Raw genomic sequence first — 26626 nt, forward strand, 5'->3', positions numbered from 1 at the left:
CCAGAAAGCTGGCCAGGATCGCTTGGGGCGTCTTCAAGAGCGGCCGGGACTTTGACCCGGCCATGCTGAAAGTGGGTCAAGCCTGCTTCCAGCAGGCTTGACCACGAACATAGGATCTCGGCTCTACAAAGGCAGGTGCTGTGGAGTCCTGTAGAGCCGAGCCTGCGCTCGGCTCACGTGCGTAGCGCGGGCTTCAGGCGAACAGCAGCCGAGCATGGGCTCGGCTCTACAGCGGAGGTCTCAGTCTTCTTCCGGCGGCAGTACGATGGCGTCGTCGTCGATGGCCAGCTTGCCGGCCATCAGCACGGCCTGGGTGCGGTTGGTCACGCCGAGCTTGCGCAGGATGGCAGTGACGTGGGCCTTGATCGTTGCTTCGGAGACGTTGAGGTCGTAGGCGATCTGCTTGTTCAAGCGGCCGGCGCCGAGCATCTGCAGGACGCGGAACTGCTGCGGGGTCAGCTCGCGCAGGCGCTGGCCGACTTCGCGTTCTTCGCTGCCGGTAGGCGGCACGTTGTGCGCTTCCGGCGGTGCCCAGGTCTCGCCATCGAGGATGGTGCCGAGTGCATGGCCGATGGTGTCCGAGTCGGCCGATTTGGGAATGAAGCCGAGCGCACCGTGGTCGAGCGCGCGGCGCATCACCGTGGCTTCTTCGCGCGCGGACACCACCACCACCGGCAGCTGCGGATGCAGTGAGCGCATGTGCACGAGTGCGTTGAAGCCCTGCGCACCCGGCATGTTGAGGTCCATCAGGACCAGGTCGGCGTCGTTGTGCTGATCGGCCAGCGCGTACAGTGCTTCCACGCTGTCGGCCTCGAACAGTTGTACGCCCGGGATGACCCGCTGCACGGCCCCACGCAGGGCTTCGCGGAACAGCGGGTGGTCATCGGCAATCAGGAGGGTGGTCATGGGTCGAGCTTATCGATCAGGAAAAAGAGCGACGTGATGGCAGGTGCAGGACGGGTCGGACGTGGCCGGGTCCCTCCTCCCGGCCACGTCCCTGGCGCGTCCTGCGCCTGCAGTCACGCCATCAGCGCACCTTGCGCTCGTCCACCAGCGACGCCACCACCGACGGATCGGCCAGGGTCGAGGTGTCGCCAAGCTGGTCCGGCGCGTTCTCGGCAATCTTGCGCAGGATGCGGCGCATGATCTTGCCCGAGCGGGTCTTCGGCAGGCCCGGCGCCCACTGCAGGTGGTCCGGCGTGGCGATCGGGCCGATTTCCTTGCGTACCCACGCGACCAGTTCCTTCTGCAGTTCGTCGCTCGGCGCTTCTTCGGCCACCAGGGTCACGTAGGCATAGATGCCCTGGCCCTTCACGTCGTGCGGGAAGCCGACCACGGCCGCTTCGGCCACCTTCGGGTGCGAGACCAGCGCGCTTTCCACTTCGGCGGTGCCGATGCGGTGGCCGGACACGTTGATCACATCGTCTACGCGGCCGGTGATCCAGTAGTAGCCGTCCTCGTCGCGGCGGCAACCGTCGCCGGTGAAGTAGCTGCCCGGGTAGGTGCGGAAATACGTATCGATGAAACGCTGGTGGTCGCCGTACACCGTGCGCATCTGGCCCGGCCAGGAATCACGGATGATCAGGTTGCCCTCGGTCGGGCCGTCCTGGATCTCGCCATCGGCATTGACCAGCGCCGGCTGCACGCCGAAGAAGGGCAGGGTGGCCGAACCCGGCTTGAGGTCCATCGCACCGGCCAGCGGCGAGATCAGGATGCCGCCGGTCTCGGTCTGCCACCAGGTATCGACGATCGGGCAGCGGCTGTCTCCGACCACTTCGTAGTACCAGCGCCAGGCTTCCGGATTGATCGGCTCGCCGACGCTGCCGAGCAGGCGCAGCGACGCGCGCGAGGTCTTCTTCACCGGCTCCTCGCCTTCGCGCATCAGCGCACGGATCGCGGTCGGGGCGGTGTAGAAAATGCTCACCTTGTGCTTGTCGATCACGTTCCAGAAGCGCGAGGTGTCCGGATAGTTCGGCACGCCTTCGAACATCAGCGAGGTCGCACCGTTGGCCAGTGGCCCGTACACGATGTAGCTGTGGCCGGTAACCCAGCCGACGTCGGCGGTGCACCAGTAGATGTCGTCCTCGCGCAGGTCGAACACCGCTTCATGGGTGTAGGCCGCGTACAGCAGGTAACCGCCGGTGGTGTGCAGCACGCCCTTGGGCTTGCCGGTGGAACCGGAGGTGTAGAGGATGAACAGCGGGTCTTCCGCGTTCATGCGTTCCGGTTCGCAGGTGGACGGCTGGCTGTCCACCACATCGTGGAACCAGCGGTCGCGCGGGGCCTGCATGTCCACCGCGCCGCCGGTGTGGCGCACCACCAGCACGGTTTCAACCGTGTTCGTGCCCGGCAGCTTCAGCGCGGCATCGACGTTGGCCTTCAGCGGAATCCTGCGGCCACCGCGCAAGCCTTCGTCGGCGGTGATGATCAGCTTGCTCTGGCAGTCGCTGACACGGTCGGCGATCGAGTTCGGCGCGAAGCCACCGAACACCACCGAGTGGATCGCACCGATGCGCGCGCAGGCCAGCATGGCCACCGCGGCGTCGACGATCATCGGCAGGTAGATGGTGACCCGGTCGCCCTTCTTGACGCCGAGGTTGCGCAGCGCGTTGCCGAGGCGGCAGGTGCGCTCGTACAGCTCGCGATAGGTCACATGCTGGGCCGGTGCATCCGGGCCGTCCGGCTCGAACAGCAGGGCGGTCTTGTCGCCGCGCGTCTCGAGCTGGCGATCCAGGCAGTTCACGCTGGCATTGAGCTCGCCATCCTCGAACCACTTGATGCGGAAGTCGGACAGGTCATAGCTGACGTTCTTGATCTTCGTCGGCTTGCGCATCCATTGCAGGCGCTCGGCGGCCTTGCCCCAGAATCCATCCGGATCGGCCACCGACGCCTGGTACTGCTGTTCATAGGTCTTCTTGTCGATGCGTGCCTTGGCGGCGAACTGCGGATCGACGGGGTAGATATCAGCCATGGCACCCTCACTTGCACGTTGACTTTGTATGTGCGGTCGCAGCATCGCAACGACCGATCCCCCTCAGTTTGCCCCATCCACCCCCGGCCGCGTCACCACCCTGGTTAGACCATGGTCGAAAGTGAGCGCCTTGCAGGCCCGGGTTCGACCAATGGCGAATAGCCGCTATACATAATCGCCCCGCAGTCTCGGCTCGACCGTGCCCCACGCGCGGCATCACCTTGCCACTTGGGAGAGAGGGCAACATGAGCCACCGTACGTTGAAAGCCGTGCGCACACCTTTGGCGGCCTGCCTGCTGGTCGCCCTGGTCGCACCGGGCATGGCGTTCGCAGAGACCGCCAAAGAGAAGGCACTGGAAGCACGCGTTGCCGAACTGGAACGCCAGGTCCAGCTGCTGCTGTCTTCGCAGCAACAACAACAGACCCAGATCAGCCAGACCCAGCAGGCCGTGACCGAAGTGCGCACGGTGCAGGCCGAGCAGAAGCCGGTCGCACAGGTGCCGGCCGGCAAGCAGCCGATCCAGGTCACCACCCTCACCCCGGGCGCGGCGCCGGGCACCACGGTCAAGATCGGCGGCTTCATCAAGGCCGACTTCCTGGCCACCCAGACCAGCGATGGCCAGCTGGCCGACGACGCCACCGGCCGCTCGCTGTACCTGCCGGGCCAGACTCCGGTGGAAGGCGCTGGCGGCAGCGGCAAGCGTTCGGGCACCGATTTCAACGCCCACGCCAAGTTCTCGCGCTTCAACCTGGGCATCGACAACGTGAGCGAATCGGGCAACAAGGCCGGTGCGTTCTTCGAGATGGACTTCTTCGGCAATTCGCTGGGCAACCAGACCGCCACCAACACCTACGGCGTGACCCTGCGCCACGCCTACATGTACTGGAACAACTGGCTGGCCGGCCAGACCTGGTCCAACTTCATGGACGCGGCCGCACTGCCGGAAGCGGTCGACTTCGTCGGCCCCACCGACGGCGTGATCTTCGTGCGCCAGGCGCAGGTGCGCTACACCCAGGGCGGCTTCAGTGTCGCACTGGAGAACCCGGAAACCACCACCCTCACCGGCACCCGCAACCCGGTCACCGGGGCATGGACCAACGCCAGCGCCAACTCCGACCGTGGCAGCCTGCCCGATCTGACCCTGCGCTATGGCTGGAAGGGTGATTGGGGCACCTTCGGCGTCGGCGGCATCGTCCGTCAGCTGAAGGTCGACAACCAGGCCACCGGCGCCAAGGCCGACAAGGTGGCTGGCGGCCTGACCCTGGGCGGCAAATGGGTGATGGGTGACAGCGATTCGCTGCACTACCAGCTGACCGGCGGCGAAGGCATCGCCCGCTACATCGGCCTGGGCATCACCGCCGACAGTGCCTATGACGTGGCCCGCGACGAACTCAACCCGACCGGCGTGCTTGCCGGCTACGTCGGCTGGCGGCATGCGTTCTCGCCGAAGTTGCGCACCAACCTGATCTACGCGCGCAGCGACTACGACAACGACAGCATCCTCGGCCCACTGGTGACCAAGAGCGTGCAGAGCGTCCGCGGCAACATCTTCTATTCACCGCTGCCCAAGGTCGATATCGGCGCCGAGCTGATGTACGGCCGTCGCGAAGTGGAGAACGGCAACAAGGGTGACATCACCCGGTTGCAGTTCACTACGAAGTACAGCTTCTAGGAGCGTGCCGGCCAGCGGCCGGCACCTACCGAGATGGGGTGCCGGCCAAGGTCGGCATCTACCGAATTGAGTGCCGACCAACGGTCGGCACCCACCAACAACGATTGCTTCGGAGGGGAAGCGTCCCATGTCCAGTACACCCAGCACCGCACATAAAGCGGGCACCCTGACCAAGGGCCACAAGAAGGTCATCTTCGCCTCGAGCCTCGGCACGGTCTTCGAGTGGTATGACTTCTTCCTGTACGGCTCGCTCGCGGCCATCATCGCCAAGCAGTTCTTCAGCGGCGTCAATGAAACCACGGGCATGATCTTCGCCCTGCTGGCGTTCGCCGCCGGCTTCTTCGTGCGTCCGTTCGGCGCGGCCTTCTTCGGTAGCCTCGGCGACCGCATCGGCCGCAAGTACACCTTCCTGGTCACCATCCTGATCATGGGCATCTCGACCTTCCTGGTCGGCGTGCTGCCCAACTACGCATCGATCGGTTTTGCCGCACCGGTGATCCTGATCATCCTGCGCCTGGCCCAGGGTCTGGCGATGGGCGGCGAGTACGGCGGTGCCGCCACCTACGTGGCCGAGCACGCGCCGGACGACAAGCGCGGCCTGTACACCAGCTTCATCCAGTGCACCGCCACGCTGGGCCTGTTCCTGTCGCTGCTGATCATCCTGGCCTGCCGCATGACCCTGGGCAACGACGCCTTCGAGGCCTGGGGCTGGCGCATCCCGTTCCTGGTGTCGATCCTGCTGCTGGGCATTTCGGTATGGATCCGCCTGCAGCTGAGCGAATCGCCGCTGTTCCAGCAGATGAAGGCTGAAGGCAAGGGCTCCAAGACCCCGTTCCGCGACAGCCTGAAGGGCGGCAACCTGAAGCTGATGTTGCTGGTCCTGCTCGGTGCAGCGGCTGGCCAGGCCGTGGTCTGGTATGGCGGACAGTTCTACGCGCTGTTCTTCCTCAGCAGCATGCTGAAGGTCGATGCCACCACCTCCTACCTGCTGATCGCCGCAGCGCTGGCATTGGGCACGCCGTTCTTCATCTTCTTCGGCTGGCTGTCCGACCGCATCGGCCGCAAGAAGATCATCCTGGCCGGCTGCCTGCTGGCGGCCATCACCTACATCCCGATCTTCAAGGGCCTGACCCACTTCGCCAACCCGGCCATCGAAGAAGCGCGCAGCAGCTCCCCGGCACTGGTCGTCGCCGACCCGGCCACCTGCTCGTTCCAGTTCGATCCGGTGGGCCTGCGCAAGTTCACCAGCTCCTGCGACGTGGCGACCGCCGCGTTGACCAAGGCCGGTGTGCCGTACGACGTGCAGCCCGCCGCCGCCGGTTCGCTGGCGATGGTGAACGTGGGCAGTGCCAGCGTCACCTCGTATGAGGCCGCCGGCCTGACCAAGGAAGAAGGCAAGGCCAAGGCCGATGCGTTCGGCGCGGAACTGAAGACCGCCCTGACCTCTGCCGGCTACCCGGCCAAGGCCGATGGTGCGCGCATCAACATTGCCGGCACCATCTTCATGCTGTGGCTGCTGGTGCTGTACGTGACCATGGTCTACGGCCCGATCGCCGCCTACCTGGTCGAACTGTTCCCAACCCGTATCCGCTACACCTCGATGTCGCTGCCGTACCACATCGGCAACGGCTGGTTCGGCGGCTTCCTGCCGGCGATCTCGTTCGCACTGGTGGCCGGTACCGGCAACCTGTACTACGGCCTGTGGTACCCGATTGCGATCGCACTGATGTCGGTGGTGATCGGCGGCCTGTTCCTGCGCGAAACCAAGAACGTGGATATCACCAAGTAACCGGCGTGCCGACCGGGTTTCAGGGGCCGTGGTGCAGACCGCGGCCTTTCTGTTTTCTGCGCCGTGTCATTTCGGCTCGCATTCCGGTAGTGCCGGCCGCTGGCCGGCAACCCCATGAATCTCCGCAGACATGAACCCATTGCCGGCCAGCGGCCGGCACTACCATGGCGATGCGCGGCACCCCGTATAGTCGGCCCATGACCACCATCACCCCGGCCGAGCTCCCCGCCATCCTGCACACCCTGCGCAGCGCCTGGCAGTCGCAGCGCCCCACGCTGGACCAGCGCGAAGCCGACCTGCGCCGCCTGCGCGAAGCGCTGAAGCCACGCCTGGACGAAATGGCGCAGGCCATCGCCGAGGATTTCGGCCATCGCGCCCACGTGGAATCGAAGCTGGCCGATGGCATGAGCGTGCTGTCGGCCATCGATCACCTGCGCCGCCACCTGCGGCGCTGGTCGAAGCCGCAGCGGGTGGGGGCGGGCTGGCGACTGTGGCCGGCGCGCGCGCAGCTGCGGCCGACGCCGTTGGGTGTGGTCGGGGTGATCTCGCCCTGGAATTACCCGGTCACGCTGGCACTGGTGCCACTGGCCACCGCCATCGCCGCGGGCAACCATGTGCTGCTGAAGCCGTCTGAACACACGCCGCGCACCAGCGCGTTCCTGGCCGATCTGCTGGCCAGTGTGTTCCCGCCCGATCGCGTGACGGTGGTGCAGGGCGGGGCAGACGTGGCCTCCGCGGTGTCCTCGCTGCCGCTGGACCATCTGTTGTTCACCGGCTCGACGGCTGTTGGCCGCAAGGTGATGGCCGCCGCCGCCGAGCATCTGGTGCCGGTCACCTTGGAACTAGGCGGCAAGTCGCCGGCGATTGTCTGTCGCGATTTCCCGCTGGATAAAGCCGCAGCGCGGCTCGCCACCGGCAAGTGGTTCAACGCCGGCCAGACCTGCATCGCGCCGGATTACGTGCTGATCGATACCGCGCGCCAGCGCGAGTTCGTGCAGGCGCTGCAGCAGCAGGTGCGCGAACGCTACGGCGACTTCAGCGATGCCGACGATTACACCCGCATCATCAATGAAGGCCAGTACCGGCGCCTGCAGGGCTATCTGGCACAGGCGCGGCAACGCGGCGTGCCGGTGATTCCGCTGGCGCAGGTGGATGAGGCGCGCGCCGACCGCGAGCGCCTGCTGGTGCCGACCGTGGTGCTGGACCCGCCGGACGACCTGGACCTGATGCGCGAGGAAATCTTCGGGCCGATCCTGCCGGTGCGGGCCTACCCGGACCTGGAGGCGGCGCTGGCGGACGTGCTGTCCCGCGAACGGCCGCTGGCGCTGTATCCCTTCAGCCATGACACGGCGACGGTGGAGCGCATCCTCGGCCAGGTGGTGGCCGGTGGGGTGACGGTGAATGACACGCTGCTGCACTTCGCCGCCGATGGCCTGCCGTTTGGCGGGGTAGGGCCCAGCGGCATGGGCGCGTACCACGGGCGCGCCGGGTTCGATGCGATGAGCAAGCGGCTGCCGGTGCTGTGGCAGTCGCGCTGGGCGGCCAGCGACCGGCTGCGGCCGCCGTATTCGAAGATTGCGGGGTTGTTGAAGCTGCTGCTGCGGTGAACCCAGGCAGGGCGTGGCTCTGCTGAATCAGGGCCCGGCCCGATTCTTCTGTAGAGCCGAGCCCACGCTCGGCTGCTCCTGGCTGGGTGCCTGATCAATGCAGCCGAGCGTGGGCTCGGCTCTACACGGGAATCCGGGCCGACCCCCATCCCGGCCACCCGGTTAGAATGCCCGCATGAAGATCGCCTCGTGGAACGTCAATTCGCTCAATGTCCGCCTGCCGCACCTGGAGCAGTGGCTCAAGGACTTCGGCCCGGACATCGTCGGCATCCAGGAAACCAAGCTGGAGGACCACAAGTTCCCCGACTCTGCGCTGATCGCCGCGGGCTACCGCAGTGTGTTCGCCGGCCAGAAGACCTACAACGGCGTGGCGCTGCTGTCGCGTGAGCCTGCACAGGACGTGCAGATCGGCATTCCCGGCTTCGAGGACGAGCAGAAGCGCGTCATCGCCGGCACCTTCGGTGACCTGCGGGTGATCAACCTGTACGTGGTCAACGGCCAGGACATCGGCACCGACAAATACGACTACAAGCTGCGCTGGCTGGAGGCGGTGCACGCCTGGATCGCGCAGGAACTGCAGCGGCACCCGAAGCTGATCGTGATGGGGGACTTCAACATTGCCCCGGACGCACGCGACGTGCACGACCCGGAGGTGTGGAACGACAACCACATCCTGACCTCCACCGCCGAGCGCGGCGCGCTCAACAAGCTGCTGCAGCTGGGGCTGCACGATGGCTTCCGCCTGCACAACGACGAGGCGGGTACCTTCAGCTGGTGGGATTACCGCGCCGCCGGCTTCCGCCGCAACCTGGGCCTGCGCATCGACCTGACCCTGGTTTCCGATGCGCTGAAGAGCGGTGCGGTGGCTTCGGGCATCGACCGCGAGCCGCGCACCTGGGATCGTCCGAGCGACCATGCGCCGGCGTGGGTGCAGATCGGTTGAACGAACGAGGCCCGGCGATTGCCGGGCCCGTTCTGGAACATCTGCCGGCCAGCGGCCGGCACTACCCTCAGATCACCGTATGCTCTTGCGGGTGAACAGGTTGACGATCGCCAGCAGGATCACCGCACCGATCAGCGAGAACAGGAAGGTGCGGATGGTGATCGCTTCGTTGATGCCGCCGCCGAACAGCCAGCCGGAAATCAGCGCGCCGACGATGCCGACCACGATGTTGAGGATGATGCCCTGCTGGGCATCGCGCTTCATGATGATGCTGGCCAGCCAGCCTACGATGCCGCCGACGATCAGCCAGATGATGATGCCCATGATCGAACCTCCGGTGGGGAACTGTGACCAGTTGACGCGCACGGCTGTGAACCCGTCGTGCAATTGCGTGATGGGCACGTGCGGATGAGCCTGCCAGCCACCCTCGACGGCCCCTGGCGCTTCGGCCCGGTGACGGTCTGGCGCTGCCCGCACGTGCCGGGCCAGCGCGGTGAACCGCAGGCCCGGCAGGTACTGGCGCAGGCGCTGGGCACCGATCCGCAGACGCTGCCACTGGTCCGTGACGACAAGGGCCGGCCGGAGCTGAGCGGCCCGTTGGCCCACTACGGGACCGGCTGGAGCCACAGCGGTGAGGTGCTGCTGGTGGCGCTGGGCGAAGGCGTGCGGCTGGGCGTGGACCTGGAACTGCTGCGGCCGCGGCCTCGTCTTCTGGAAATCGTGCGGCGCTTCTTCCACCCGCAGGAGGCGGCCTGGCTGGAACGCCTGGACGAGGCCGACCGCGAGCACTGGTTCTTCCGCGTGTGGTGCGTCAAGGAGGCGATCCTGAAGGCGCACGGCCAGGGCATCTCGTTCGGCCTGCACCGCCTGCAGCTGGCGCCGGGGGCCGATGGCGCCCTGCACCTGCGCTGGTGCGACCCGGAACTGGGCGAGGCCGCGCGCTGGCACCTGCACGAATGGCAGGCCAGCGGCCAGTTCCGTGCGGCGTTGGCCTGGTATCCGCACTGAAGCGGGGAATCAGCGCGCAAAACCGGCGATAATGGCGGCATGAGCGAACACCCACTTCCCGCCAGCGTGGCTGCCACGCTGGAACAGGGCCTGGCCAGCATGGGCCTGGACGCCGCGCTGGCGCCGTCGCTGCTGCGCTACCTGGCCCTGCTGCACCGCTGGAACGGCACCTACAACCTCACCGCCATCCGCGACCCGCAGGAGATGGTTACCCGCCACCTGCTCGATTCGCTGGCGATGCAGCCGTTCGTGGCTGATGGCAGCCTGGCCGACCTCGGTACCGGTCCCGGGTTGCCGGGCATCCCGCTGGCGATCGCCTGCCCTGGCCTGCAGGTCACCCTGGTCGAGAGCAACGGCAAGAAGGCGCGCTTCATGCGCGAGGCCGTGCGCCAGCTCGGCCTGGGCAACGCCCGCGTGGCCGAATCGCGGGCCGAAGCGCTGGACGAGGCCGGTCGTTACGACCAGCTGACCGCGCGCGCAATGGATACCCTGGCCGGCATCGTCCGTGTCGGTGGCCATCTGCTGCGCCCCGGCGGCGTGCTGCTGGCCATGAAGGGCGTCTACCCGCATGAGGAGATCGCGGAACTGCCGGCTGGCTGGCAGGTGCGTGAGGTGACCCCGCTGAGCGTGCCCGGCCTGGCCGGCGAACGCCACCTGGTCACCGTTACAGGTCCCTGATTCCCGCCGCCAGCCCTTTGTGGAACAACGGGTTGGCGATCCACGATTTCCGCAAGGGGCCGGTTGTACGCATAATGACCGGTCCCAATCATCCGTCGACGAGGCACACCCGCATGGCCCGCATCATCGCCATCGCCAACCAGAAGGGTGGCGTCGGCAAGACCACGACCGCCGTCAACCTGGCCGCTTCCCTGGCCAACGCACCCAAGCGCGTGCTGTTGGTCGACCTGGACTCGCAGGGCAACGCGACCATGGGCAGCGGCGTGGACAAGCGTGAGCTGGCGGCCTCCACCTGCGATCTGCTGCTGGGCGAGAACAGCGCCGCCGATGTGCGCGTGCAGACCGCCGAAGGCTACGACCTGCTGCCGGGCAACATCGACCTGACCGCCGCCGAGATCCAGCTGATGGGCCAGAGCGAGCGCGAGCAGCGCCTGAAGCGCGCGCTGGCGCCGATCCGCGACGAGTACGACTACATCCTGATCGATTGCCCGCCGGCGCTGTCGCTGCTGACGCTCAACGCGCTTGCCGCCGCCGATTCGGTGATCGTGCCGATGCAGTGCGAGTACTACGCACTGGAAGGCCTGAGCGCGCTGGTGGAAACCATCGAAGCGCTGCGCACCAGCCTGAACCCCGCGCTGGAGATCGAAGGCGTGCTGCGCACCATGTTCGACGTGCGCAACAACCTGGCCAATGCGGTCTCGGCCGAGCTCACCGAGCACTTCGGCGACCGCGTTTTCCGCACCATCGTGCCGCGCAACGTGCGCCTGGCCGAGGCACCCAGCCATGGCCAGAGCATCGTCGGCTACGACCGCGCCTCGCGCGGTGGCGTGGCCTACCTGGGCCTGGCCGGCGAGATCATCCGCCGCAACAACGAACGCAACAAGGCCGGCAAGGCCGTGGAGACCGTCTGATGACCAGCAGCAAGCCGGCAGCCAAGAAGCGAGGCCTCGGCCGTGGCCTGGACGCGCTGCTGGGCCCGAAGGGCGCGGTCAGCCAGGTGCAGGCCACCACTGCGGTGATCGAGCCGCTGCCGGGTGAAGTGCTGCGCAAGTTGCCGGTCGGCCAGCTGCAGCCGGGCAAGTACCAGCCGCGCCGCGAGATGGACGAGGGCAAGCTGTCCGAGCTGGCCGACTCGATCAAGTCGCAGGGCGTGATCCAGCCGATCCTGGTGCGCCAGCTGCCGGCGGGCAACTACGAAATCGTCGCCGGTGAACGCCGCTGGCGCGCATCGCAGCTGGCCGGGCTGGACGAAGTGCCGGTGGTGGTGCGCGAGCTGGAAGACCGCACCGTCATCGCGATGGCGCTGATCGAGAACATCCAGCGTGAAGACCTCAACCCGCTGGAAGAAGCCGAGGCGCTGCAGCGCCTGATCAGCGAGTTCACCCTGACCCATGCCGAGGCCGCCGAGGCCGTCGGCCGCTCGCGCGCGGCGGTGTCCAACCTGCTGCGCCTGCTGGAGCTGCCGGTGGCGATCCGGCTGCTGCTGGAAACCCGCCGCCTGGAAATGGGCCACGCCCGCGCGCTGCTGACCCTGGCCCCCGAGCTGGCTGGCAAGCTGGCGCAGGAAGCGGCCGATGAAGGCTGGTCGGTGCGCGAGGTCGAGCGCCGTGCGCAGGCCTTCGCCGCCGGCAAGGTGCCGAGCAACCGCCCGGTGGCGACGCCGAAGGTGCAGCAGGCCGACATCGCCTCGCTGGAAACCGAACTGTCCGAAGCGCTGGGTGCCAAGGTGGCGATCAACCACGGCCGTGGCGGCAAGGGCAAGCTGATCATCCACTACACCGATCTGGACACCCTGGACGGCGTGCTGGAAAAGCTGCGTACGCGCCAGGGCTGAACCCGGCGCCACATCACGCCGGCCGACGCATCCCCGCGACGTCGGCCACGCCGATGGCAGCGGGGTGCTTTGATCGAGACCCGCGATGACCATCCTGCTTACCGGCGCTGCCGGCTTCATCGGTGCCTACACCGCCCGCGCGCTGCTGGGGGCCGGCCAGGCCGTGGTCGGTCTGGACAACTTCAACGATTACTACGACCCGCAGATCAAGCGTGACCGCGTGGCCGCGCTGTGCCCGGCGCTGGACCTGCGCACGCTAGACCTGACCGATAACGAAGGCCTGGCCGCGCTGTTCGACGAAGTGAAGCCGACCGCCGTGATCCATCTGGCTGCACAGGCCGGCGTGCGCTATTCGCTGGAAAACCCGCTGGCCTACGTCGACAGCAACCTGGTCGGCTTCGTCAACATGCTCGAGCTGTGCCGCCACCGTGGCGTGCAGCACCTGGTGTATGCCTCCAGCAGTTCGGTGTATGGCGACTCGGCCACGCCGCCGTTCTCCGAGGACCAGCGCGTGGACCAGCCGCGCTCGCTGTACGCGGCGACCAAGGCGGCCAACGAGCTGATGGCCTACACCTACGCACAGCTGTACGGCCTGCATGCCACCGGGCTGCGATTCTTCACCGTGTATGGCCCGTGGGGCCGGCCGGACATGGCACCGCTGCTGTTCTCGCGCGCGGTGCTGGCCGGTCGGCCGATCGACGTGTTCAACGAAGGCCGCATGCAGCGCGATTTCACACATGTCTCCGACATCGTCTCCGGTATCCTCGGCGCCCTCGCGCATCCGGCCGACGGCCCGGTGCCGCACCGGGTGTTCAACCTCGGCAACCATACGCCGGTCGAGCTGGAGCGCTTCATCAGCGTGATCGAGCAGGCGGCCGGCCGCCCTGCGCAGAAGGTCTACAAGCCCATGCAGCCGGGCGACATGGTGCGCACGATGGCCGATACCCGGCGCGCACATGACGCTTTCGGCTTCGATGCGGTGACCCCGATCGAACAAGGCCTGCCGCCTGTGGTGCTGTGGTGCCGCGAGTATTTTGGCGATCGCGCCTGAGGACGGATCCTCACGCCGCCGGGTTCATCTTCGGATAACCTCGGTTTCGGAGAATGCGCGGTCTTTGTCCCCCCTTTGGCCGAGTGCCTTATGAGCCAACCCGAGCTTTCCGTTGTCGTCCCGGTGTTCAACGAGCGCGACAATGTTGCCCCGCTGGTCGCCGAAATCACCGCTGCGCTGCGTGGCCGACTGCCGTTCGAGATCGTCTACATCGACGACCACTCGCGTGATGACACCCTGGCGGTGCTGCAGGGGCTGAAGGCAACCACCCCGGAACTGCGCGTGCTGCACCATGTGAACCAGAGCGGGCAGAGCACGGCGGTGCGCACCGGCGTCAAGCATGCGCGGGCGCCGTGGATCGCGACCCTGGATGGCGATGGCCAGAACGATCCGGCCGATATTCCCAAGCTGCTCGCCGCACGCGACGCCGCCGACGCGCAGGTGAAGCTGTTCGCCGGTTGGCGCGTCAACCGGCAGGACAGCAGCAGCAAGCGCTGGGCCAGTCGCTGGGCCAATGCCATCCGTGCGCGCATGCTGCGCGACGACACCCCCGACACCGGTTGCGGCATCAAGCTGTTCGAACGCAGCGCGTTCCTCGACCTGCCGTATTTCGACCACATGCACCGCTATCTGCCGGCGCTGATGCAGCGCGCCGGCTGGAAGACCACCAGTGTGCCGGTCAACCACCGCCACCGTACCGCTGGCGTGTCCAAGTACAACAACCTCGGCCGTGCGCTGGTCGGCATCCGCGATCTGCGTGGCGTGGCCTGGCTGATCACCCGAAGCAAGCGCACCGCGGTGGAGGAGCGCTGATGGACCTGGAGCTTCACTGGCTGGATCAGCCCTTGACCTGGCTGTACTGGACCGGCCTGCATGTAACCGGCTGGAAGCTGATCGGTTACACCGGCGCACTGATGTTCGGCGGCCGCTGGCTGGTCCAGTTCATCGCCTCCAAGCGTGCCGGCAAGCCCGTCATCCCGCGCCTGTTCTGGTACATGAGCGTGATCGGCAGCCTGATGACGCTGAGCTACTTCCTGTTCTCGGCCAAGCAGGACTCGGTGGGTGTGCTGCAGAACCTGTTCCCGGCGTTCACCGCGCTGTACAGCCTGCACCTGGACATCAAGCACCGCGGCTGGAAGCGCGACAAGGCCAGCCACTGAGGCCTGCGGGGTGCCTGCCATGGGTAGAGTCGACTGTCAGTCAACTTTCGCGCGGAGCGCGGGCTTTGCTGCATGTGGCGGAAGAGCAGCCGACTGACAGTCGGCTCTACCACGCGCCTTCGGCGCTGCGGCCGGTTCCCGGTCCTGCCTGCGGTGCAGGCAGGACCTTCGTCCCATGCCACCGACGGTGAGCGGTGCCATGATCGGGGTCTGCCTTCCCGGGAACCTGTGCTCGTGAAAACCCGTCTTGCCGTTGCCCTGTTGATCGCCCTGTCCGCCCCCGCTGTGGCCCTGGCTGCACCGCCCGCCACCGCCGCGCCGGCCAGCGTGGCCACCGAATCGCCCGCCGACGCCGCCTTCCGTGCGGTGTACGAGAAGGAATGGAAGTGGCGCCAGGATGGCGGCGGCGAGGCCAGCGAGGACGAGGACGCCCCGGCCAATGCCACCCGCATGCCCGACGTCGGCCCGGCCGCGCAGCAGGCGCGCCTGAAGGTGTGGGACGAGACCCTGGCCGCGCTGAAGAAGATCGACCCGAAGACCCTGTCGCCGGACAACCAGGTCAACTACGCGATCTACCACGACCAGGTGTTCAACCTGGCCGAGGAAGTGCGCCTGCGCGCCTACGAGATGCCGTTCAACGCCGACTCCTCGTTCTGGTCCAACCTGTCCTTCATGGCCCGGCGCGAGATGAAGACCGTGCAGGACTACCAGAACTACATCGCACGGCTGAACGACGTGCCGCGTTACTTCGGCCAGCAGACCGAGAACATGCGCGCCGGCCTGAAGCGTGGTTTCAGCGTGCCGCGCGCGGTGCTCGATGGCCGCGAGGTGTCCATCGCCACCGTCGCCGAGTTGAAGGACCCGACCGGATCGCCGCTGTACGCGCCGTTCAAGAAGCTGCCCGCCACCATGCCGGCCGCAGAACAGGCCAGGCTGCAGGCGCAGGCGCGTGAAGCGATCAGCGGCAAGGTGGTGCCGGCGTTCCAGCAGCTGCGCACCTTCTTCGTCAACGAGTACGTGCCGCAGGCGCGCACCACCCTGGCCGCCGAAGCGATGCCCGATGGCAAGGCGTACTACCGGCAGCAGATCCACGAATACACCACGCTGGACCTGTCGCCGGACGAGATCCATCGCATCGGCCTGGAGGAAGTCGCACGCATCCAGAAGGAGATGAACGACATCATCAGGCAGGTGAAGTTCAAGGGCAGCTTCGCCGAGTTCCTGACCTTCCTGCGTACCGATCCGCAGTTCTACGCCAAGACGCCGGAAGAGCTGCTGTCACGCGCCGCGTGGATCTCCAAGCGGGCCGATGGCCAGCTGGGCAAGTACATGACGTTGCCGCGCGCGCGCTTCACCATCGTGCCGGTGCCGCCGGACATCGCACCGTTCTGGACGGCCGGCCGCGGTGGCATGGGTACCTACTGGCTCAACACCTACAACCTGCCGTCGCGCCCGCTGTACAACCTGCCGGCGCTGACCCTGCATGAATCCGATCCGGGCCACGCGTTGCAGGGGGCCATTGCCGCCGAGCAGAAGAACCTGCCCGAGTTCCGCCGCAACGCCTACATCTCCGCCTATGGCGAAGGCTGGGCGCTGTATTGCGAGAAGCTGGGCGTGGAGATGGGCATCTACGAAACCCCGTACGAGGATTTCGGCCGCCTGACCTACGAGATGTGGCGCGCTGCGCGCCTGGTGATCGACACCGGCGTGCACAGCAAGGGCTGGACCCGCGAGCAGGCGCTGGCCTACCTGCGTGACCACACCGCGCTGAGCGAGCATGAAGTGACCACCGAAGTGGACCGCTACATTTCCTGGCCAGGCCAGGCGCTGAGCTACAAGCTGGGCGAGATCGCCATCGTGCGTCTGCGTGCGCAGGCCGAGAAGGAACTGGGCGACAAGTTCGACATCAAGGGCTTCCACGACACCCTGCTCAAGCAGGGGTCGGTGCCGCTGCCCGTGCTGGAACAGCAGATCCAGGCCTACATCGCCGAGCGCAAGAAGGCCTGACCGCACCAGGGTAGTGCCGGCCGCTGGCCGGCAACCCGCATGCACCGCAATTGTTCGACAGTGCCGGCCAGCGGCCGGCACTACCAGGGATCGGGAAACGGGGTCGGATCACAGGATCCGACTCCGTGGTCTTTCAGCCCACCGCCCGCGGTTTGGCCACCCGTGCCGCAAACGTCGGCAGCACCAGCAGGGTCAGCACGGTGGCGGTGATCAGGCCACCGATCACGACCGTCGCCAGCGGCTTCTGCACCTCCGCACCCGAACCGCTGGCAATCGCCATCGGAATGAAACCGACGATCGCCACCAGCGCCGTGGTCAGCACTGCGCGGATGCGGCTGGAGGCACCGTTGATCGCCGCCTGCAGCGGCAAGTCACCGGCGTCCAGGCGCTCGCGGATCGCCTGCATCAGCACCAGGCCGTTCAACGTGGCCACGCCGGATACCGCGATGAAACCCACCGCTGCCGACACCGAGAACGGCATGCCACGCAGCAGCAGTGCGAGGATGCCGCCGACCAGCGCCAACGGTACGCAGCTGAACACCAGAATGGCTTCCTTGCCGCTGCGCAGCGCCATGAACAGCAGGCTGCCGATCAGCAGGAACACCACCGGTACCACCGTCGCCAGCCGCTTCTCCGCGCGCTGCAGGTTCTCGAACTGGCCGCCCCAGGTCAGGTAGGCTCCCGGCGGTAGTGCCACGTCGGCCACCGCGGCCTGTGCCTCGCCGACGAAACCCCCCAGGTCGCGACCGCGCACATTGGCCTGCACCACCACGCGGCGGCTGCCGTTGTTGCGGCTGATCTGGTTCGGCCCTTCGCTCACCGTAATGCGCGCCACCGACGACAACGGAATCACCAACCCCGACGGCGTGGCGATCGGCAGCGAGGCCAATTGGTCCGGATCGTTGCGTGACGCGTCGTCCAGGCGCACTACCACGTTGAAGCGGCGGTCGCCTTCGAAGATCTTGCCCGCCGCCGTGCCACCAATGCCGGTGGACAGTGCATCACTCACGTCCGCAGCGGTCAGGCCGTACTGAGCCGCCGCCACGTGGTCGATCGCCACGTTGAGCGTAGGCAGGCCGGAGATCTGTTCCACCCGCACGTCGGCCGCGCCGTTCACCGCACGCAGCTTCAGCGCCACCTGGTCGGCCACCTTCTGCAGCTGGCTGAAGTCATCGCCGAAGATCATCACCGCCAGGTCGGTACGCACGCCGGAGATCAGCTCGTTGAAGCGCAGTTCGATCGGCTGGCTGAACTCGAAGCTGTTGCCCAGCTGCTGCCCGGCCAGTTTCTCGAAGCGTGCCACCAGTGCTTCCTTGTCCAGCTTCGGATCGGGCCAGTCCTCTCGCGGCTTCAGCACGATCACGCTGTCGGAGATATTGGTCGGCATCGGATCGATCGCCGCCTCGGCGGTACCGGTACGCGAGAACACCGTCTCCACTTCCGGCTGCTTGGCAATCACCTTCTCCAACGCCAGTTGCATGGCCAGTGACTGCTCCAGCGACGTCGATGGCACGCGCAACGCCTGCATCGCCACGTTGCCTTCGTCCAGCGTCGGCATGAACTCACGGCCCAGCAGCGAGAACGAGCCGATGCCCACCACCACCATCATCACCGCACCGGCCACCACCGTGCGCGGATGCGCCACGGCCTTGCGGATCACCGGCTCGATGCGCGCACGCAGCACGCGTATCAGCCTGGTTTCGTGCTCGCCATCATCGCTGTGTGCCTCGCCGTCCTTCAGCTTCGGCTCGCGCACCAGCAGCGCGGCCATCGCCGGCACGAAGGTGAAAGAGAAGAGGAAGGCACCGACCAGGGCCAGCATGAAGGTGGCCGCCATCGGGTGGAACGTCTTGCCCTCCACGCCTTCCAGGGTGAGGATCGGCGCGAACACCAGCAGGATGATCAGCTGGCCGAACGCCGCCGGGCGCGCCATCTTCAGCGCAGAATCGGCGGCCACGCGCAGCCGTTCCATCGCGGTCAGCGCCCGGCCCAGTTCGGCGCGGCGCTGGCCCAGCATCAGCAGGGTCGACTCGACCACGATCACCGCACCGTCCACCAGGATGCCGAAGTCCAGTGCACCCAGGCTCATCAGGTTGCCACTGATGCCGAAGCGGTTCATGCCGATCACTGCGAACAGGAACGACAGCGGAATCACCAGCGCAGTGATCGTCGCCGCACGCAGATTGCCCAGCAGCAGGAACAGCACCACCACCACCAGCAGCGCGCCCTCGGTGAGGTTCCGGGCCACGGTCTTGATGGTGGAATTGACCAGCACACTGCGGTCCAGCACCGGCGCGGCCACGATGTCGGCCGGCAGCGACGTGTTCACCTGTTCCAGGCGTGCGGCCGCAGCCTGCGCCACGGTGCGGCTGTTGCCACCGGCGATCATCAGCGCGGTGCCCAGCACGGCTTCATGGCCATTGCGGCTGGCCGCACCCAGCCGCGGCGCGCGGCTCAGGTCGACGTCAGCCACATCGGCCACGCGCACCACCACGCCATTGCGGGTCGCCACCGGCGCCTGTGCCAGGTCGTCGGTGGTCAGCGCCAGGCCGTCGGCACGTACCACCAGGCCCTCGCCGGCACGCTGCACGAAACCGGCACCGGCCTGCACGTTGGAACGCTGCAGGGCAGTGACCAGGTCGGCCAGGCCGAGGCCGTGCGCGGCCAGCTTGGCACTGTCCGGATGCACGCCGTACTCCTTGACGTAGCCGCCAACCGTATCGACGCCGGCCAGCCCCGGACTGGAACGCATCTGCGGCGCGATGATCCAGTCCTGCACGGTGCGCAGGTAGGTCGCGCGTTCCTCCGGCGTGCGCAGCAGGTTGCCTTCCGGTGTGCGGTAGACCTCACCGGCCTGCCAGCCGGCTTCACCGGGCTTGGCCAGCTTGGCTGGGTCGAACGTGGTGAAGTCCACCGTCCACATCAGCACTTCACCGAGGCCGGTGGTGACCGGCGACAGCATCGGTGATGCACCATCGGGCAGGTCTTCCGACGCTTCGCGCATGCGCTCGGCTACCTGCTGGCGGGCGAAGTAGATGTCGGTGGCATCGGTGAAGATCGCGGTGACCTGCGAGAAGCCATTGCGCGACAGCGAACGGGTGGTGGTCAGGCCGGGAATGCCGGCCAGCGCGGTTTCCAGCGGATAGGTCACCTGCCGCTCGATCTGCTCCGGGGTCAGCGCCGGCGCCACCGTGTTGATCTGTACCTGGCGATTGGTGATGTCCGGCACCGCGTCGATCGGCAGCTTGCCCAGCTGGAACAGGCCCACGGCCGCGATCAGCGCGGCCATGAACACCACCAGCCAGCGGTGGCGCACCGCTGTTTCAATGATCAGCTTGAACATGGTCGCCTCCTCAGTGGCCGTGCTCGGCTTCGCCCTTGGCCAGTTCGGCCTTGAGCAGGAAGGCGTTGGCACCGACGATGCGCTCGTTGCCGGTCAGCCCACCGAGGATCTCGATACGGTCGCCGGCGCGACGCCCGGCCAGTACCGGCTGCGCCTTGAAGCCGCCTTCGACGGCGACGAACACCGCGCTGCTGCCATCGACGTTCTGCACCGCATCGGCGGGCACGCTGAGCGAGCCGTCCTGGCCTTCGGTGACCACCACGGCCGACACCGGCGAACCGGCCGGCGGCAGCGACGCATCCACCGGCGTGGCGCGGATCACCGCGACGCCGCCCTGCTGGCGGACATCGGCGGCCGAGCCGGTGACGGTGGCGGTGAAGCTGCCCCCCGGCACACTCACTTCCAGCTTCATGCCCGGCGTGACCTGCGCGGCCAGCGCCGGCGGTGCGGTGAACACCAGCTCGTTCATCGACGGGTCGGCGACATCGGCGACTGCGCTGCCGGCAGCGACCACACCACCCGGGGTGACCTGCACGTTGCCGACGATGCCGGCCACCGGGCTGGTGATGCGCACGCGGCCACTGGCATCGGGCGCACCGTTGGCGGCGGCCTGGGCCTGCGCGGCAGCGGCCTGGGCCTGTGCCGCCAGCGAACGTGCGCGCGAGGCTTCCAGCTCCTGGCGCGCGACCACGCCCTGGTCGACCAGTGCCTTGTCGCGGCCATAGGCCAGGCGTGCGGCCTCGGCTTCGGCGGATGCGGCCAGCGCATTGGCGCGGAACACCGCCGCTTCGCCACTGACCACGATGGCCAGGGCCTGGTTCTGCTTCACTGCGGTGCCCGGTGCGACCAGCACGCGTTCGACGCGGCCGGTCACGGTCGACGCCACCGAGGCACGTGCGCCCACCGACGGCTCGACGCGGCCGGACAGGCGCGTCGAGCCACCGCCACCGCGGCCGATGGCGACCACCTCGATACCGGACGCCTTGATCTGCTCCGGGGTCAGCGGCACCACGCCTTCATCGGCGTCAGCCGGCGCCTTGGCGGCTTCCGCCTTGGCTTCCTTGCTGTCGGTCGCGTGGCCATGGCCATCGTCGGTGCCCGCCTTGGCCGGGGCGGGGTCTTCATTTGCAGGTGTCTGCGCGTTGCCAGCGCAGCCGGCCAGCAGCACGGTCAGCAGCACGCCGCCGATCAGCGGGAAGGTACGGGAGAGAGTCATGGTGCCTCCACAAAAGGTGCGCGCCCTTCAAGGCGGGCAAGATCGATTTCCGCGCCGACGCGCGACAGGCGCGCATCCACGGCGGCGCCGCGGGCGGCGATGAGGGCGCTGCGCGTGCTGCGCAGTTCCAGCTGCGAGATGCGTCCGGCGTCGAAGCCGATGCGTGCAAGGCGGTAGGCCTCTTCGGCGGCGACCACGCTTTCATCGGCGGCACGGGTGCGGCTGCCGGCCGCCTTCAGCCCGGCCACGGCGGACAGGCGTGCGGCCTCGCTGTCGCGGCGCTGCTGGTCCAGGCGTGCCTCGGCCGCGCGCTGGTCGGCATTGGCGGCGCGGATGCCACCGCGGTTACGGTCGAACAGCGGGATGCTGAGGCTGAGCCCGAGGTTGTAGGCACGCTCGCCGCCTTCGCGGAAGCGGGTCTGTGCGGCGGTGACGCTGAGGTCGGGCAGGGCGCGCTTGCGCTCCACGTCGACCAGCTTGCTCGCCGCATCGGCTTCGGCTTCGGCAATGCGCACTGCCAGTGCGGTATCGGTGGCACCGCGCGGCAGCGGCGGTGCGCGATCGAGCAGGCTGTTGTCGATCGACTGCACCGGCGCATCCAGCAGCGCGGTGCCGGCCAGGCGGGCCAGCGCGGCATCGCGGAACGCCTGTGCTTCATCCAGCGACGCCATGGCATTGGCTACTTCGCTCTGCGCTTGCACCGCGCGCAGCTGTGGTTCGCGGCCCTGCTTGACCATGGCGTTGACGGCGTTGGCGTCATCGCGGGTCAGTGACAGTGCTTCCTTGGCCAGGGTGTAGCGGCGCAGTGCACTTTCCGCCTGTGCGTAGACCGCCGCCAGTTGGCTGGCGACATCGCTGCGGCTCTGCGAACCACGCAGGGCAGCGGCTTGTGCCTCGGCCCGGGCGGCACGAACGCGCGCGCCACGCTGGCCCCAGACCTCCAGCGGCTGGGACAGGGTGAGCACGGTATCGGCCTTGCCCATGCCACGGTAGGTGCCGGAGCCCCAGGCATTCTCAGCCGACCAGGAAAGGGAGGGATTGGGCAGCGCACGGGCCTGGTCGGCGCGCGCATCGGCGGCCTCGGCCAGTGCCGTACCCACACGGGTGCCGGGCAGCTGGTCCAGGCGTTCAAGCAGGGTGTCGTAGGAGGGGGCGGCTTGCGCCATCACCGATGCCGCCGGGGCCAGGCCCAGCAGCACAGCGACGACCAGCCCGGCCGCACGCGGCGACCGAGGTGTCAGGATCGACATAGGGGGATTCCGGTTGTGAGTGAAACGGGAGCCCGCAATCGCGGGACGCGCTCAACTCACGCCCGGGGTGGACGCGTCAATTCATCCTGGGCGACCGCATAGGTCGCCGCGTCGCCGGCATTCATCCAGCGCGCCGGCAGCGGCGCACCGAAGGCGGCGAGGGTGCTGGCCGGCAGGCTCAGGTTGGAGTGGTGGCAGTGGTTGTGGCTGCAGGCACCGGCGTGCTTGCCGTCACTGTCACCCTCGGCATCGTTGGCGTTGCTTTCCACGTGCACCGCAGTGGTGTCGTGCGGTTCGACCGCGCAGGCCAGCACGTCGGCCACCGGCACGACCACGAACGCCGCCATCAGCAGCATCAGCAGGGTCGAACGGAGGTGGCGGGTGATCCAGCGCATGAAGGGGAGGCTAACAAGCGGTTTTCGCCGGATACAATATCAATGGCCGCTTCGGGAATACGTCGGAATCTCCCGTTCAGGTGGGCGGCCTGGGGCCTTCTGCCCTGGCGGGTGCCGACCTTGGTCGGCACGCTTTTCGGCCCGTGGGGTCGGACACCGGGCTGCGCGTGTGTAGAGCCGAGCCTACGCTCGGCTGCTTTTGCACGACCAGCTGAGCATGGGCTCGGTCACGGCAGCTTCGCGATCACCTTGATCTCGAACTGGAACCCGTACAGCCAAGTCACGCCGATACCGGTCAGGGTCGGGTGCGGCGCCTCGCCCCAGTACTCGGGCACGATCGCCCAGGCCTTCTCGAAGTTCTTCTCCGGATCGACCAGGAACACGGTCACGTCGATCACGTCATCGAAGGTGCAGCCGGCGGCAGCCAACACCGCATTGAGATTCTCGAAGGCGCGGCGCACCTGGGTTTCGAAGTCCGGTTCGGGCGAGCCGTCCTCGCGGCTGCCGACCTGGCCGGAGACGAACAGGAAACCGCTGGATCGGATCGCCGGCGAGTAGCGGTTGCGCTCGTACAGGGCCTGGCGGCCGGTGGGGAAAACGACATCACGCTGTGACATGGGAAGGAATCCGTGGGAGAGAACGCCATCCTCCGCGCCAGTGCTGTCTGGATAAACCGCGATGATCAGCCTAGATTGATTGCCAATCCCAAACAATCATGGCCCGCCATGGACCGTTTCGAGGCGATGCGGGCCTTTGCCCGCGTGGTGGAAACCGGCAGCTTCACCCGCGCCGCGCACACTCTGCAGGTCAGCCGCACCACGGTCACCCAGCTGGTGCAGCAGCTGGAGGCGCACCTGCGGCTGCGCCTGCTCAACCGCACCACCCGGCGGGTCAGCGTCACCGCCGATGGCGCGGCCTATTACCCGCGCATCGCCCGGCTGCTGGCCGAGCTGGACGAGGTGGAAGGCGGGCTGGGCGATGCAGCCACCCAGCCGCGCGGACGCCTGCGCGTGGATGTGCCGGGGCCCTACGCGCGGTTGCGGCTGGTACCCGCACTGCCGGATTTCCAGGCGCGTTACCCGGAGATCCAGCTGGACATCGGCGTCAGTGACCGCGAGGTCGACGTCATCGCCGACAACGTTGACTGCGTGATCCGCGGCGGCACCCCGGCCGATCCGGCACTGGTGGCGAGACCGCTCGGCGCGCTGTCGATCGGTTTCCACGCCAGCCCCGGCTATGTGCAGCGCTTCGGCCTGCCGACCGATCCACGCGCGCTGGAAGGACCCGACCACCACATGGTCGGCTTCCTCAGCCCGCGCAGTGGGCGGGCCCGGGTGTTCAGCGCGCAGCGCGGCGAGGAGCGCGTAGAAGTGCAGAGCCGCTATACGGTTGGCTTCGATGACGGCAATGCCTATCTGGCCGCTGCGTTGGCGGGGCTTGGCGTGGTCGCGCTGCCCAGCTACATGGCCGCGCCGCACGTGGCGCGTGGCGAACTGCTGCCGCTGCTGCAGGACTGGCAGCTGCCACCGATGCCGATGCACGTGATGTTCCCGCCGAACCGGCACATGAGCCAGCGGCTGCGGGTGTTCATCGATTGGGTGGTGGAAGCGCTGGGGTGATGCACACGCACCTGTAGAGCCGAGCCCACGCTCGGCTGCTTCTCGCTCCAACGCTCAAGGCCCGCGCTTCGCGCGTGAGCCGAGCACGGGTTCGGCTACAGGGAGGGCTTCCTGCTGCAGGCATGCGAAAATCATCGCGGCACGCAACAGGAACCATCGCTACGCATGAGTCGCATCGTCGCACTGGATACCGAAACCACCGGCATCTCCCACCGCCTGGGGCATCGGGTGATCGAAATCGGTGCCGTCGAGCTGATCGATGGCCAGCTCACCGGTCGCCAGTTCCACACCTACCTGCAGCCGCAGCGCAGGGTCGATTGGGGCGCACAGCGCGTGCATGGCATCAGCGATGCGATGCTGGTGGGCAAGCCGCTGTTTTCCAGCAAGGCCGCCGAACTGCTGGACTTCCTGCGCGGCAGCGAGATGGTCGCGCACAACGCCACCTTCGACGTGGGCTTCCTGGACAACGAGCTGCGCCTGGCTGGCATACCCGGCACGCTGGCCCAGCACTGTCGCGTCACCTGCAGCCTGAAGCTGGCGCGCGGGCGCTGGCCCGGTCAGGGCAACAAGCTGGACGACGTGCTGCAGCGCCTGCGTATCCCAAGCAAGCGCGGCCTGCACGGCGCGCTCAAGGATGCCCATCTGCTGGCGCAGGTGATTCCGCACCTGCGCTGAGGCCTGGCCGCTGTTACACCGGCCGCAACCAGCGCTCGATCATTGCCACGCCACGTGCCACCCCGTCCTCATGGCTCATCGCCGCGCCCAGGGCTGCCGCGCGTGCGCGTGTTGCGTCGGTTTCAGCGAAGGTGATGGCTGCCGCCAGCGTTGCTGCATCCAGTCGCTTCGGTGACAACGGTGCCGGTGCCACGCCCAACCGATGCAGGCGATCGGCCCAGAAGAACTGATCCGCGGCGAACGGCATCACCAGCGAGGGAATGCCGGCGCGGCAGGCCGAATGCGTGGTGCCGCTGCCACCATGGTGGATGGCGAGTGCGCAATGCGGGAACAGTGCTTCGTGTGGCGTCGGGCCGAGCACGAACACATCTGCTGGCAGCGCACCCGTCGGCAATCCGGCCCACCCTGGAAACAGCAGCACCCGGCGCGGTGCCAGCGCCTGCAGCAGGGCCGGCAGCACGCGCTCGCGATCAAACCCGGTCATGCTGCCAAAGCCCAGATAGACCGGCGGCGGCCCGGCATCGAGGAAGGCCTGCAGATCGACCGGGGGCGTCCAGGGCGCATCAGGAAGCCGCCATTGGCCACAGACGATGTGGTCGGCCGGCCAGTCCGCCGGTGGCGGCAGCAGCTGCGGCGAGATGCCATAGAGCATCGGCAGGCCGGACCACAACGCGCGACGCGGCGATTGCCCCAGTTGCTGGCGTGCCGCGTTGATCGGCCGGCGGAACTGGCGCCAGATCAGGCCGTTGACCAGCCCATAGCTGGCGCGGTTCAACCAGCCCGGCGAGCGTCCCGGTGGCAGGAACGGAGAGCGGAAGGCCCGCGTCGGGGTCAGCGGGATCATGCCGGTGCCGATGACCGGCATTCCGCGGCGTTCGCCCACGCTCATGCCGACAAAGGCCGCCAGGCCACCGGTCAGAATCGCATCGCAGCCTTCTGCGGCCGCATCGGCCTGGCGCATCCAGCCGCTGACATGCTGCAGCGCCATCCGTGCCAGACCGGAACTGGCGGCGGCAACACCGTTGCCACGCGACACCAGGGCGACCACTTCGTCATGGATGTCGCCCTCAAGGGCCGCGTGGGGCACATCCAGGGCCTGCGCGCTGCCCAGGGTGCCGCCATCGGCCAGCAGTGTCACCGCGTGGCCTGCGCCGATCAGCCCATGGCAGAGCATGGCCAGCGGGCGCGTATCGCCTTCGGTTCCGTAGGTCAGGGCCAGCAGCCGCATGGAAAGCTCCGCAGTGATCCGGGCCAGTATGCCGGTTGACGGGCTCCCGGCCCTGCCGGTTCAGCCGCAGCCTGTGGGTAACTTGCGCAAGTGCTTGAACCCGTGCATAATGCGCGGCTCGCTGTGTCCGGTTTTCTACCGGGCGGCGCCCCCGGGAGCACGTCCCCGGCCGCCCAACG

The 26626-nt window shown here is 67.5% G+C and carries 23 protein-coding genes and 1 pseudogene; 15 read left to right on the forward strand and 9 right to left on the reverse strand.

The genetic code is table 11. The annotated features are described in order from the left end of the window. Nucleotides 1–101 (forward strand): annotated as a pseudogene (locus tag VG543_RS06265) (IS110 family transposase); the annotation flags it as partial. Nucleotides 102–240: 139 nt separating this feature from the next. Here the strand turns inward: VG543_RS06265 and VG543_RS06270 are convergent. Both VG543_RS06270 and acs read right to left on the reverse strand, forming a co-directional pair. After that, a complete protein-coding gene (locus tag VG543_RS06270) occupies nt 241–906 on the reverse strand; it encodes a response regulator transcription factor (RefSeq protein ID WP_005420420.1) in 666 nt (221 codons plus the stop codon). 121 nt (nt 907–1027) lie between these two features. Beyond that, entirely contained in the window at nt 1028–2971 is a 1944-nt protein-coding gene (acs, locus tag VG543_RS06275) for an acetate--CoA ligase (protein WP_188250626.1), read from the reverse strand. A gap of 245 nt (nt 2972–3216) precedes the next feature. On the opposite strand from acs, the gene VG543_RS06280 reads away from it, so the two are divergent. The 4 genes from VG543_RS06280 (at nt 3217) to xth (ending at nt 8983) form a co-directional block, all read left to right on the forward strand. Then, nucleotides 3217–4644 (forward strand): DcaP family trimeric outer membrane transporter, encoded by a 1428-nt coding sequence (locus VG543_RS06280; protein ID WP_058979243.1) that lies wholly within the window; start codon nt 3217–3219, stop codon nt 4642–4644. A gap of 127 nt (nt 4645–4771) precedes the next feature. Next, on the forward strand, nt 4772–6433 hold the full coding sequence (locus VG543_RS06285; RefSeq protein ID WP_423178828.1) for an MFS transporter: 1662 nt from the start codon (nt 4772–4774) through the stop codon (nt 6431–6433). A gap of 197 nt (nt 6434–6630) precedes the next feature. After that, the gene (locus VG543_RS06290) at nt 6631–8040 is read left to right on the forward strand and encodes a coniferyl aldehyde dehydrogenase (RefSeq protein ID WP_423178829.1); all 1410 of its coding nucleotides are present in this window, start codon (nt 6631–6633) and stop codon (nt 8038–8040) included. Nucleotides 8041–8215: 175 nt separating this feature from the next. Further along, nucleotides 8216–8983 carry an exodeoxyribonuclease III gene (gene xth, locus VG543_RS06295; protein ID WP_312542786.1) on the forward strand — a complete coding sequence of 256 codons (768 nt, stop codon included), beginning with the start codon at nt 8216–8218 and terminating at the stop codon, nt 8981–8983. 72 nt (nt 8984–9055) lie between these two features. On the opposite strand, the gene VG543_RS06300 is transcribed toward xth, so the two are convergent. Continuing rightward, complete coding sequence (locus VG543_RS06300; RefSeq protein WP_005411656.1) at nt 9056–9307, reverse strand: GlsB/YeaQ/YmgE family stress response membrane protein; 252 nt, start codon at nt 9305–9307, stop codon at nt 9056–9058. Between the two features lie 84 nt (nt 9308–9391). Here VG543_RS06300 and VG543_RS06305 point away from each other — a divergent pair, with 84 nt between their 5' ends. From VG543_RS06305 to VG543_RS06340, 8 genes are all read left to right on the forward strand, one after another. Next, nucleotides 9392–9991: a 4'-phosphopantetheinyl transferase family protein gene (locus VG543_RS06305; protein WP_155030362.1), complete on the forward strand. Its 600-nt coding sequence runs from the start codon at nt 9392–9394 to the stop codon at nt 9989–9991. A 39-nt stretch (nt 9992–10030) separates the two neighbouring features. Next, nucleotides 10031–10669, forward strand: a complete 639-nt coding sequence (gene rsmG, locus VG543_RS06310; protein ID WP_155030361.1) for a 16S rRNA (guanine(527)-N(7))-methyltransferase RsmG — start codon at nt 10031–10033, stop codon at nt 10667–10669. 113 nt (nt 10670–10782) lie between these two features. After that, nucleotides 10783–11580, forward strand: a complete 798-nt coding sequence (locus VG543_RS06315) for a ParA family protein (protein WP_019661751.1) — start codon at nt 10783–10785, stop codon at nt 11578–11580. Then, nucleotides 11580–12503, forward strand: a complete 924-nt coding sequence (locus VG543_RS06320; protein ID WP_005411652.1) for a ParB/RepB/Spo0J family partition protein — start codon at nt 11580–11582, stop codon at nt 12501–12503. The genes VG543_RS06315 and VG543_RS06320 overlap by 1 nt, the downstream gene beginning before the upstream one ends. An 85-nt stretch (nt 12504–12588) precedes the next feature. Then, on the forward strand, nt 12589–13554 hold the full coding sequence (locus tag VG543_RS06325; RefSeq protein WP_423178830.1) for an NAD-dependent epimerase/dehydratase family protein: 966 nt from the start codon (nt 12589–12591) through the stop codon (nt 13552–13554). Between the two features lie 90 nt (nt 13555–13644). After that, nucleotides 13645–14367, forward strand: coding sequence for a glycosyltransferase family 2 protein (locus VG543_RS06330; RefSeq protein WP_019661749.1), 723 nt, complete (start codon nt 13645–13647; stop codon nt 14365–14367). Next, nucleotides 14367–14714, forward strand: a complete 348-nt coding sequence (locus VG543_RS06335; RefSeq protein WP_058979230.1) for a lipid-A-disaccharide synthase N-terminal domain-containing protein — start codon at nt 14367–14369, stop codon at nt 14712–14714. Before VG543_RS06330 ends, VG543_RS06335 begins: the two co-directional genes overlap by 1 nt. A 234-nt stretch (nt 14715–14948) precedes the next feature. Continuing rightward, nucleotides 14949–16721: a DUF885 domain-containing protein gene (locus VG543_RS06340; protein ID WP_423178831.1), complete on the forward strand. Its 1773-nt coding sequence runs from the start codon at nt 14949–14951 to the stop codon at nt 16719–16721. Between the two features lie 133 nt (nt 16722–16854). Here the strand turns inward: VG543_RS06340 and VG543_RS06345 are convergent, their stop codons facing one another. The 5 genes from VG543_RS06345 to VG543_RS06365 form a co-directional block, all read right to left on the reverse strand. Next, entirely contained in the window at nt 16855–20064 is a 3210-nt protein-coding gene (locus VG543_RS06345; protein WP_423178832.1) for an efflux RND transporter permease subunit, read from the reverse strand. A gap of 10 nt (nt 20065–20074) precedes the next feature. Beyond that, nucleotides 20075–21280 carry an efflux RND transporter periplasmic adaptor subunit gene (locus VG543_RS06350; RefSeq protein WP_423178833.1) on the reverse strand — a complete coding sequence of 402 codons (1206 nt, stop codon included), beginning with the start codon at nt 21278–21280 and terminating at the stop codon, nt 20075–20077. Further along, complete coding sequence (locus VG543_RS06355) at nt 21277–22530, reverse strand: TolC family protein (RefSeq protein WP_423178834.1); 1254 nt, start codon at nt 22528–22530, stop codon at nt 21277–21279. The genes VG543_RS06350 and VG543_RS06355 overlap by 4 nt, the downstream gene beginning before the upstream one ends. Nucleotides 22531–22586: 56 nt before the next feature. Next, the gene (locus tag VG543_RS06360) at nt 22587–22925 is read right to left on the reverse strand and encodes a hypothetical protein (protein WP_423178835.1); all 339 of its coding nucleotides are present in this window, start codon (nt 22923–22925) and stop codon (nt 22587–22589) included. Nucleotides 22926–23152: 227 nt separating this feature from the next. Further along, the gene (locus VG543_RS06365; RefSeq protein WP_053498809.1) at nt 23153–23542 is read right to left on the reverse strand and encodes a RidA family protein; all 390 of its coding nucleotides are present in this window, start codon (nt 23540–23542) and stop codon (nt 23153–23155) included. Nucleotides 23543–23650: 108 nt separating this feature from the next. Here VG543_RS06365 and VG543_RS06370 point away from each other — a divergent pair, with 108 nt between their 5' ends. Beyond that, nucleotides 23651–24544: a LysR family transcriptional regulator gene (locus VG543_RS06370; RefSeq protein WP_329848770.1), complete on the forward strand. Its 894-nt coding sequence runs from the start codon at nt 23651–23653 to the stop codon at nt 24542–24544. 165 nt (nt 24545–24709) lie between these two features. Beyond that, nucleotides 24710–25219, forward strand: coding sequence for a DNA polymerase III subunit epsilon (dnaQ, locus tag VG543_RS06375; protein WP_423178836.1), 510 nt, complete (start codon nt 24710–24712; stop codon nt 25217–25219). Nucleotides 25220–25232: 13 nt separating this feature from the next. On the opposite strand, the gene VG543_RS06380 is transcribed toward dnaQ, so the two are convergent. After that, entirely contained in the window at nt 25233–26447 is a 1215-nt protein-coding gene (locus tag VG543_RS06380; RefSeq protein WP_423178837.1) for a nucleotide disphospho-sugar-binding domain-containing protein, read from the reverse strand. Nucleotides 26448–26626 lie beyond the last annotated feature (179 nt).

The sequence above is a fragment of the Stenotrophomonas sp. CASM101 genome (assembly GCF_049384845.1).
Classification (GTDB): Bacteria; Pseudomonadota; Gammaproteobacteria; order Xanthomonadales; family Xanthomonadaceae; genus Stenotrophomonas; species Stenotrophomonas hibiscicola.